General features: G+C 57.1%; 8 protein-coding genes and 2 pseudogenes. 2 read left to right on the plus strand and 8 right to left on the minus strand.

The features are described 5' to 3' along the window. Positions 1-207: pseudogene (locus tag B2T33_RS18735) on the plus strand (LysR family transcriptional regulator); the annotation flags it as partial. Between the two features lie 115 nt (positions 208-322). On the opposite strand, the gene B2T33_RS18740 reads toward B2T33_RS18735, so the two are convergent. From B2T33_RS18740 to ftsE, 4 genes are all read right to left on the minus strand, one after another. Next, entirely contained in the window at positions 323-1,126 is an 804-nt protein-coding gene (locus B2T33_RS18740) for a lysophospholipid acyltransferase family protein (RefSeq protein ID WP_008889152.1), read from the minus strand. Positions 1,127-1,213: 87 nt separating this feature from the next. Further along, complete coding sequence (locus B2T33_RS18745; protein ID WP_197146055.1) at positions 1,214-1,942, minus strand: YdcF family protein; 729 nt, start codon at positions 1,940-1,942, stop codon at positions 1,214-1,216. Between the two features lie 125 nt (positions 1,943-2,067). Next, a complete protein-coding gene (locus B2T33_RS18750; RefSeq protein WP_197146054.1) occupies positions 2,068-2,970 on the minus strand; it encodes a cell division protein FtsX in 903 nt (300 codons plus the stop codon). A 60-nt stretch (positions 2,971-3,030) separates the two neighbouring features. Then, complete coding sequence (ftsE, locus tag B2T33_RS18755; protein WP_008889155.1) at positions 3,031-3,708, minus strand: cell division ATP-binding protein FtsE; 678 nt, start codon at positions 3,706-3,708, stop codon at positions 3,031-3,033. Positions 3,709-4,058: 350 nt separating this feature from the next. Between ftsE and B2T33_RS18760 the strand changes: the two genes are divergently transcribed. Continuing rightward, a complete protein-coding gene (locus B2T33_RS18760; RefSeq protein WP_083952689.1) occupies positions 4,059-4,883 on the plus strand; it encodes a DUF3426 domain-containing protein in 825 nt (274 codons plus the stop codon). An 82-nt stretch (positions 4,884-4,965) separates the two neighbouring features. Here B2T33_RS18760 and B2T33_RS18765 read toward each other — a convergent pair whose 3' ends face one another. The 4 genes and pseudogenes from B2T33_RS18765 to B2T33_RS18780 all read right to left on the minus strand — a co-directional run. After that, positions 4,966-7,419, minus strand: coding sequence for a DUF4175 domain-containing protein (locus B2T33_RS18765; protein ID WP_286792865.1), 2,454 nt, complete (start codon positions 7,417-7,419; stop codon positions 4,966-4,968). Positions 7,420-7,606: 187 nt separating this feature from the next. After that, a complete protein-coding gene (gene lysA / locus B2T33_RS18770; RefSeq protein WP_286792866.1) occupies positions 7,607-8,878 on the minus strand; it encodes a diaminopimelate decarboxylase in 1,272 nt (423 codons plus the stop codon). Further along, positions 8,875-9,021, minus strand: coding sequence for an LPS translocon maturation chaperone LptM (gene lptM / locus B2T33_RS18775; RefSeq protein ID WP_165374891.1), 147 nt, complete (start codon positions 9,019-9,021; stop codon positions 8,875-8,877). The genes lysA and lptM overlap by 4 nt, the downstream gene beginning before the upstream one ends. Then, positions 9,018-9,441, minus strand: a pseudogene (locus B2T33_RS18780) (argininosuccinate lyase); the annotation flags it as partial. The gene lptM and the pseudogene B2T33_RS18780, both read right to left, overlap by 4 nt.

Consider the following 9,441-nt stretch of genomic DNA (forward strand, 5'->3'; position numbering starts at 1 on the left):
GGTCTTCGTTTTGCCCACGCGGGAGTAGGGATCATCCATACTTTCCGCAACTGGCTGGAAGAAGACTTCGCGGCTGGAAACCTTGTGCCTGTTCTGCCTGAATGTTGGCCGGAAATGGAGGGTCCGCGTCTTTATTATCCCAGCCGGTCGGCCCCTGCACCGTTGCGCGCTTTTATCGATATCTGTCGGCACGCATCCAGAAATTGATGATGGTTGGTCGCTGAAGTTGCGCCGGATTTGAAACGGGATGCAGTCCACCATGAAAAAGGCCGAGGTGCGAATTGCACATCGGTCGTTGGTTTAATATCTGCAATTGGCAGAGTTAAGACGCGCTTTTTTGATCCACGCTGTCAGTGTCGTCCACCTTGGCTTCGATATCATCGGTGGTGAGCGTCGGCAGGCGGAATTCTGTTTGTGCCTCGGCCTCAAGCTCGCGCGTGCGGGTATCGATGCGGTGCTTGATTTCCTTCATGAAGGTCTTGCGATCAAGGCCCGGTTCCATGGCCGGCAAGAATTCCATGGTGACCCGACCGCCATATTTCATAAAGCTGTCGCGGCCCCAGAACATGCCGGAATTAAGGGCGACCGGAATAACCTTGGTATCCGGGAAGGCCTTATAAAGCGCGAAAATCCCGGGGTGATAAGGACGATTTGAGCCCGGCGGGGTACGTGTGCCTTCGGGGAAAATGATCACCTGACGGTTTTCCTCAAGCGCCTTGGCAGCACCCTTGATCATGTCTTTGAGGGCCTGACTGCCCGCCGACCGATCAACGGCAATCTGGCCTGACAGGATCAGGAACTGCCCGACGAGCGGAATACGGGTGAGTTCCTTTTTCAGGATATAGGCAGGATCAGGAACCACCGTATGGAAGGTCAGGGTTTCCCAAGCAGATTGATGTTTGGCGACAATGATGCAGGGACCGTCTGGCAGATTTTCCAGACCGGTGAAGCGTTTGCGCATGCCCACCGAGTAGCGCAGCATGAACTGAATGAGGCGACACCAGGCATGGCCGACGAACTGATTGGCCTTGCGCCCAAACAGCATCAGCGGCAACAGAACAATGCACAAAAGCGCCGTTCCACCGAAAAACAACACGTTAAACAGTAACGCGCGCAGGGTAATCATTCAGACAAATTCCTTACAGCCATGGTCCTGACCTTAAATATTCACTGTTTTGTAACAGCAATATGACGATCAGAAAATGCCGATTGTTCAGCCATCCTTGCGCGCCGCGTTTGAGGCGGAATAGTCATCAAGGTCTGGTGCATCCTTCGCAGGATCACCGGGGCTGCGCAGTGCGGCGCGGTCACCGTTTGGCAACCAGTTGAGCAACGCGTTGCGCAGGCTGGCAAAGACGTATTTGTTGTATTCACTGGCGATCAGGGCGCTGCTGCCGGGGAAGCGCCACCAATTGTCGACCTTGACGTTATCGGGAAAGACCGGATGTGCGACGATTTCAACATCGGGCATCAGGCTTTTGAATTCCAGAAGGGATCGAGGCATGTGGTAATTGGCCGTCACGATGCGCAGGCTTTTGAAACCTTCCTCATACATCCAGACAGCGGTTTCAATCGCATTGCCGCGCGTGTTTTCAGCAACATGGCCCAGAACGACACAGCAAGCAATCAGGCGCGGATCGGATTTGCCGACGGACAGAAGTTCGTCGACTTCAACACCGCGATAGACACCCGATATGAACAGTTTGTCGGCAAGACCGCGCACCAGAAGCCGGCGGCCTTCGGACAGGCGTTCGCTGCCGCCGGTCAGAACGACAATGGCGTCGGTGCGTTGGGTCGCGTTTTCAACCGTTTTGGGGATGTAATCGACATACCAGATGAAGCCCGCCGCCCAGACCAGCGCGCAGAAAATCAGTGTGGAAAGCAAAAAACGAAACCGCCGGAACCGGCGGCGATGTTGCACACTCAGCGGGGGCTTGTTCATGAAGGCGTGCCTGAATAGCGGCGGTCTGGCATGAATTCGGATCTCCTCAAGGGGACAAAGAGGGCCAAGGCCATGATCCCAAAAGGGAAGTGGTAACAACCGACTATACGAAGACCGTGAGCGGGTTACAACATCCGGTGTAGGACACGAAGCACAGTTCGGTTGGCGGTGATGCCCGCCACCAATGCGACAATAAACGGAATGGCGACGATCAGGCCAACAAAGGTCGGGCTAAGAACCAGTGACGGTACCGGCCAGCCAGCGCGCAATCCAAGCCAACCAATCAAGGCGGAAACCGGTAGCGCGATCAAAAGACCGATCAGTGCGCCAAAGAAGGCAAGGCGTCGATTATGGCGGCCGAACTGACTGGCGATATATCCATCCTGTGCCCCGATCAGATGCAGCAATTCAATGATGCGATGATGGATCGAAAGCCCTGATCTGGTGGCAAACACCACCGAGAGCATGGTCGCACCAAACAGCACAACAATCAAAAGGGCCAATGCCAGTTCAACCGAAAAGGCGACATCGGCAATGCGTTCAATCCAGATGCGATGATCATCAAGCACGGCTTCGGGCGCGATGACGCCAAGGCGGCTTTCGAGCGCATCAAAGTTAAACCCGGTTTCGGGGGTGACTTCGATAATGCGCGGAATGGGCAGTTCGCTGATGACTTCATCCGGGCCCAGCCAGGGTTCAAGCAGGGCTGCCATGGTATCGGGGCTGAGTTCCTCGATCCGGGCGATGCCGGGCAGGGTGGAAACCTGTTCGATGATGCTATCGACCGTGCCTTGCAGGGCGGCTTCACGTTCGGCGGGGGATCGGTTGGCAAGTTCGGTCGGGGGGACCTGGATCGACAGGCTGCCTTCGATCTGGCCGGACCATTGGCCGACACTGTCATGCAGGGCAGCAAGCCCGACGATAGAAAAGGTCAGGAGCGCAACCATCAGGGCGACGATGCTCGGCAAAAAGCGCGAGGACGAATCGCTTTCAAGAGGGAGGTGCGATGGAGGTGCGCGAAATGCCATGATCGTGTGTTGGTCCTGTTGATCCCGTGTTTACGAAGCTTGGACTTGGTGTGTCGGGTTTCAGCCGCTGTTGGTGACGTCGTGCAAGGTACCACCTTCGAGCAGCCATTGGGTATGGCCAAACCGCCGGACAAGTTGCCGGTTGTGGGTTGCGATCAGAACGGTGGTGCCGAGTTTGTTGAGCTCTTCAAACAGATAGAGCAATCGCATGGCGATTCGATCATCGACGTTCCCGGTCGGCTCATCGGCCAGAAGCAGGGCGGGGCGGCCAATGACGGCGCGTGCGATGGCAACGCGCTGTTGCTGCCCGCCGGACAGGCGCGATGGCACTGCGTTGATGTGATCGCCAAGCCCGACCCATTCGAGAAGTTCGGTGACGTTTTTGCGAATCTGCAGGTCTTCGACACCGGCAACACGCAGCGGCAGGGCGACGTTTTCGAAGGTCGTCAGATGATTGATCAGCCGGAAATCCTGAAACACCACGCCGATCTTGCGGCGAATCGCCGGCAGTTCTTCGCGCGGGATGCGGATATTATCGCGTCCAAAGATCGAAATTTCGCCGCGTGTCTGGCGCAATGCCAAAAATAAAAGTCGCATCAATGTCGACTTGCCCGCGCCCGATGCCCCGGTCAGGAAATGAAAACTGCCGCGACCGAGCGTAAAATTAAGGTCGCGCAGGATTTCCGGCCCGGATTCATACCGGACTCCGACATTCCTGAAACTGACAACGTCGGTCAAAATTCTTGCTCCATCTGGGCGAATGACGGTTGATACATCGGTGTTTATATCGGCTTTCGTCATGATCCGACAGGGTTGGAAAGTAGCCTTGTCGTGACAATATCGAAAATGAATTAACCGGTTTGGACGGTTTGTCGTCTATTTTGGATACCATTAACAGCCCGATCAGCCAGAGGTTTGATACCCAAATCCGGGCAGCTTCTGTTATCTCTGCTTAACAGTCTGTTAAATCGCCGCTATTTACATATAGTGTAAGGCTTCACTGACGGCACAGGGGGACCGTCAGTCGCAGACAGTTTCACGCCTTCCCCCGTGTTTGATGCCGCCGTCATCGATATGCCAGGTTTGCAATGATCATTACTTGCCCAGAGTGTTCAAAGAAATACTCAGTTAAAACAGAAGCAATCGGTCCGAAAGGCCGAACCGTGCGCTGTAAAAGCTGCGGCAATAGCTGGCATCAGGACCCGCCTGGCGCAAAGAAGCCAGCTCCGGCACCAGCACCCGAAAGTGATATCCCGGCCCCGTTTAACGAGGAAGGCTCGCTGGGGGCTGATTTCAATGCAGATCAGATGGGCGGTGGGCCGGTTGATCCGGGCTTTGAAGAAGCCGACAAGATCCCCGATCCGCCCCCGATTCCCCAGCAGCTGATTCGCAACAATCCAAAGCCGGAGCCCAAAAAGAAAAAGGGCATTGTTGGCTGGATCATCTTCCTGCTGGTGTTGGGCGGGATTGGTGCGGGCGGCTATTTCGCCAAGGATCAGATCATCGAACTGTGGCCGCCGATTGCCAAGGTCTATGACATGGTGGGGCTTGATGTGCCGCATGTCGGCGAAGGCCTTGATATCCGCGAATTGCCGCCGACCCGCGAAGAAGAGGACGGCGTTGACGTTCTTGTTGTTCGCGCCGAGATCGTCAATATCAGTGAAGAACCGCGTGCGCTTCCTTACCTTCTGATCGAGCTTCTTGATCCGCTTGATCGTGTGGTCCAGCGCAAGAAGGTGCCGCTGATTTATGATGAATCGCTGGTTCAGTCCGGTGCGGAAATGCCAATGGTGCAACAGATGCTACCGGTTGGCGAAAGCATGGAAGTCGAAACCAAGATCCGGCGTCCGAACCCGACGGCGACCCGCCTGCAGGTCACCTTCCTTGACCCGCGCGAGGCGGTTGAGCCCTAAGCGGTTCGCGCAAACACCCTGATTATGAGAAAGGCAGCACAACGCGTGCTGCCTTTTTTGTTTTGGGGGTTTCAGTGACCACTCAGAACCGTTTGAGCAAGCGGTCGATATATTCCTGTTCGATCTCCGGGCGTTCGGGATCACCGGACCGGCGGCGGAGCTCCTGCAAGATGCGCCAGGCCCGTTCGAGCGTATTCACATCCGGAATGGTGGTGGTGCCATCGCCACCGACGGGCCGGCCCAGCGGATCACGGCGCCCGGACCCTTCGAGGTCTTCGAGCATCGGGGCGAGCTGGCTGAGCCCTTCAAGCGCACGGCTGATTTCGCCAATGCCCTGTTGCAGGGCATCCATGGCTTGTCGCTGATATTGCAGGGCCTCGTGCGATCGGTTGTTGCCAAGTGCCTCTGCCGCGCCGCGCATGGCATCAATCACCGAATTCATGCCGCTGACATCGCCAAACTGGCCAAGACCGGGATCGTTGAGGATTTCACCGGCATCGTCGGCCAGGCCCTGTTGCTGGTTTGCACGCGGGCCATTGCCGTTCTGGGTGGAGGCATTGTCGCCTTCATTCATCAGGTCCTGCTGACGGCGCGACAGATCGCGCATGCCGTCCAGCATTTCGCGCAGGGTCGATGTGATATCCATGCCGCCCTGACCGGTGGTGACCTGCATGTTTTCGACCAGTTCGCGCAGACGATCGATCAACTGGCGGGCCTGATCACGCGCACCGGCACGCATCAGGGCATCGATCTGATCGATGATGCGTGACAGGTCCTGTTGTTCAAGTGTCGCACTGCCGGGCGGGAGTTCTTCTTCGGCCTGTTCCGGGCTTTCGCGCATCATGGCGGCAAGATATTCATTCAGCGCCTGACGATATTCTTCAATCAGGCGGGCAATTTCGCTTTCGGTGACATCGGGGTTGGCAAGGGCCTCCAGCAGGCGTTCCTCGGCCTCCATCAGGTTGCGTTCGGCAATGCCGTAGGAACCACGCTCGATCTCCTCGGCGACATGCCACAGAAGGCCTGCGACATCCTGATGGGTGGCGCGGTTTTGCAGGTTCGATGCCAACCTGCTTTCGGCCACGGAAAGGGTCAGGAACACACCAAGATGGCCGTTAAAGGCCTGCGGGGCGAACAGGATCGGCAACAGCGCCTGATGCATTTCTAGCGCCCGGTCTGGATAGCGCAGCAAACCACGCCGGATATCAATCAGCTTTTGCGCCACCGGATGGCTGAATTCCCGTTCGGGCAGCATCAGGGAACGGATATCGCTTTCGGCGCGCTGATCGGCGTTATCGTTTGATACCATCTGGATATTGACCGGCAAGCCCGCCCAGGGATGGGCGACAAGATCAATAAAGCGCGGGCCTTCGATGCGGGTCGGCATGGCACCGGCACTGCTTGTAACGCCAGCGGCGTCGCCCTTGAGATCAATTACCACCTGATCAATCGGGCCATATTGTTTGATCGTGCCGTCCTCGGCCGCAGGCGTGATCACCAGATCAAGACTGGCGAGGCCATAATCATCACTGGCAACGTAATCAAGGCGCACGTGATCGCGCCGGGTGATGGTTGGCGGACTGACGAAGGACAAGCTTGGCACATTATCGGCCAGCAATTCGATATCAAGGGTCAGCCGATCATTGCCCCAGACCGATATGCGCCATTGGCCCGGCTGGTCAATGGCGGTGGACAGCACATAGCTGTTCTCAGCCCCCTCGGTAAAGGATTGCGTGCCGGTCGGGGTGGTCAGGGTCGGCTCCCAGATGCTTGTGATGCTGCCATCAAGGGTCGATCCCGCCGGGACCTGAACAGTGATGACGTCACTGGTCTTGTCAGAGGTCGTATTACCTGTGTTTTCGGATTGGCGGGTGCCTGTGGCATCGGTATCGGACAGCGCACTGAACTGCAAGATGCGCGGTATTTGCCCGGTATAGGCCGGTGGCGTGACCCAAAGTGTGGCGCTGAAGTCGGCGGCACCAAGGCGCTGAAGCGGGCTGAAGGCCTTTGAAAAGCGTTCCTCGGCATGGTCAAGGCCGGTCATCAGGCCGACAAACACCAGCAATACGGGAATGGCGGTCAGGCCAAAACGATCAACCCGGGTAATGGCGGGCAGGGGACGCGACAGCCGGAGCTTTGCCAATGCGGCTTCATGCAGGCCCAGTTGACGCTGCCAGAGGTAGCTGGTCAGTGGGTCGTCGTTTTCGGGGACGTGATCTTCAAGGCTTTGCAGCGGGTTGTTATCAAGATGGTTGTCCACCTCGATCCGGTGCAGGATGTCCCGGCGCGTGGGCATTTTGAAATTGCGCCACGGGGCGACCACGGCAACCATGACCGCGACCGACAGGACAGACAGCAACATGATGTGCCCGGTGGCAGGCAGAGGTTCAAACGTTCCGGTCAGGGTCAGACCAACGACCAAGAGCCCGATCGAAAGGGCCGGGATCAGACAGGGCCAGACAGATTCCCACACCATCACCAAGCGCGTCTTGCGCACATGGCGTTCCATCTTGGGATAGGGTGGTATCAACGACATGCCTTTGAGCCCTGCTTGCCGACATATTGCGCGTTGTATCCGGCATTCTGGCACAACCCGCTTCTTTAAAGCTTGGTCTTTTGGCAGGGCGGGTCAAGCAATTCGACGGGATTGGGCAAAATAAAAGGGCGGCTGGCAAATGGCCTGCCGCCCCGAAAGCGTTAAAAACCGAAACGGAATGCCGGTCTTATGCGTTGCTGAGCCAGGAGGGGACCTGATCCATGTTGATCAGATCGTCGATTTCCTGACGCGGGCGGACGATGGCAAAGTTGTTGCCCTTGACCAGCACTTCGGGTGTCAGCGCGCGGGTGTTGTAGGTCGATGACATGACCGCGCCATAGGCCCCCGCCGACATGACAGCGACCAGATCACCGGCCTTTAGGTCATCAGGAAGGTCGCGGTCCTTGCCAAAGGTGTCACCGGTTTCGCAAACCGGGCCGACCACATCAACCTTGACCTGTTTGTCACCGTCAGTCTGTTCATCGACCGGGATGATTTCGTGATAGGCGCCATACAGTGTCGGGCGGATCAGGTCGTTCATCGCGGCATCAAGAATGACAAAGCGTTTGGCTTCGCCGTCTTTGATATACATGACGCGCGACACCATGATCCCGGCATTGCCGGCAATCAAACGGCCCGGTTCGAGTGTGATGTGGCAGCCAAGATGGCCGACGGTTTCGCGCACCATCTGACCATAGGCATCGGGAAGCGGCGGTGTTTCGCCCTGATAGGCAATGCCAAGCCCACCACCAAGATCGAGATTGCGGATATCAATGCCCTCAGATCGCAGTTGTTCGACCAGCCCGGCCAGACGCGTAAATGCCTCGCGGAACGGGGCAAGATCGGTCAGTTGGGAGCCGATATGCATGGCGATCCCGGTAACCTCGATGCCATCCATGGCAGCGGCTTCGCGGTAAACCTCAATCGCGCGGGTCCAGTCGATGCCGAACTTGTTTTCAGCCTTGCCGGTCGCGATCTTTTCATGGGTTTTGGCATCGACATGCGGGTTGACGCGCAGCGCAATGCGCGCCTTCTTGCCCATGTCGATGGCAACACGGTTCAGCTCAACCAGTTCGGGGATGCTTTCGACATTGATCTGGGCAATGTCGGCGTCCAGGGCTTCGCGCATTTCGGCATCGGCCTTGCCAACCCCGGAAAAGATGATCTTGGCCGGGGGCATGCCCGCACGAAGCGCACGGCGCATTTCACCAACCGAAACAACGTCCGCACCCGCACCAAGATTGGCGAGTGTTTTCAAGACAGCCTGATTGGAGTTTGCCTTAACAGCAAAGCACACGGTGGCATCAAGGCCGTCAAATGCGTCGGCATAGACTTTGTAATGGCGTTCCAGGGTCGCGGTCGAATAGCAGAAGAACGGGGTTCCGACCTTATCAGCCATTTCCCGGATCGAGACGCCTTCGGCGTAAAGTTCGTCGTTGATATATTCAAAATGGTTCATTGGGCCGGGTAATCCCTTGGATATTCATAACCTTTGTCGGTCGGCGGTTCGAGCGGGCCTTTTTTGCCACAGGCCGCAACTGAAAGCCCCAACATGATGGCCAGCGTGATGACGGTGCCGCGTTTCAACAGGTTGCTGTTCATTTGAGGAACCTTTCCTTTGCCGCCGCAACGGATTCCTTGACCCGGACCGGGGCGGTGCCGCCAAAGCTTTGGCGGGCGGCAACCGATGCCTCGACTGTCAGCACATCATAAACCGCATTGGTGATTTTGGGTTCGATGCCTTGCAGGTCTTCAAGCGACAGCTGATCAAGATCGCAGCCCTTGGTTTCGGCCAGCTTAACTGTCGCGCCAACCACGTGGTGGGCATCGCGGAACGGCATGCCCAGTTCGGCAACAAGCCAGTCGGCAAGGTCGGTGGCGGTGGTGTAACCCGCACCGGCAGCGGCACGCATATTGTCGGCAAAGACCTTCATGTCGGCGATCATGCCGGTCATGGCGGCAACGCACAGACCAAGATGGTCATGGGCCTGGAAGACCGGTTCCTTGTCTTCCTGCATGTCC

This window comes from Thalassospira sp. UBA4513 (assembly GCF_002388495.1).
In the GTDB taxonomy this organism is placed as follows: Bacteria; Pseudomonadota; Alphaproteobacteria; order Rhodospirillales; family Thalassospiraceae; genus Thalassospira; species Thalassospira tepidiphila.

Excerpts from the sequence above, each read along its gene's own strand:
- lptM (WP_165374891.1), bottom strand. The coding sequence starts at position 9,021 with ATGAACAGCAACCTGTTGAAACGCGGCACCGTCATCACGCTGGCCATC.
- B2T33_RS18760 (WP_083952689.1), top strand. The coding sequence starts at position 4,059 with ATGATCATTACTTGCCCAGAGTGTTCAAAGAAATACTCAGTTAAAACA.
- B2T33_RS18745 (WP_197146055.1), bottom strand. The coding sequence starts at position 1,942 with ATGAACAAGCCCCCGCTGAGTGTGCAACATCGCCGCCGGTTCCGGCGG.
- B2T33_RS18765 (WP_286792865.1), bottom strand. The coding sequence starts at position 7,419 with ATGTCGTTGATACCACCCTATCCCAAGATGGAACGCCATGTGCGCAAG.
- lysA (WP_286792866.1), bottom strand. The coding sequence starts at position 8,878 with ATGAACCATTTTGAATATATCAACGACGAACTTTACGCCGAAGGCGTC.
- B2T33_RS18750 (WP_197146054.1), bottom strand. The coding sequence starts at position 2,970 with ATGGCATTTCGCGCACCTCCATCGCACCTCCCTCTTGAAAGCGATTCG.
- B2T33_RS18740 (WP_008889152.1), bottom strand. The coding sequence starts at position 1,126 with ATGATTACCCTGCGCGCGTTACTGTTTAACGTGTTGTTTTTCGGTGGA.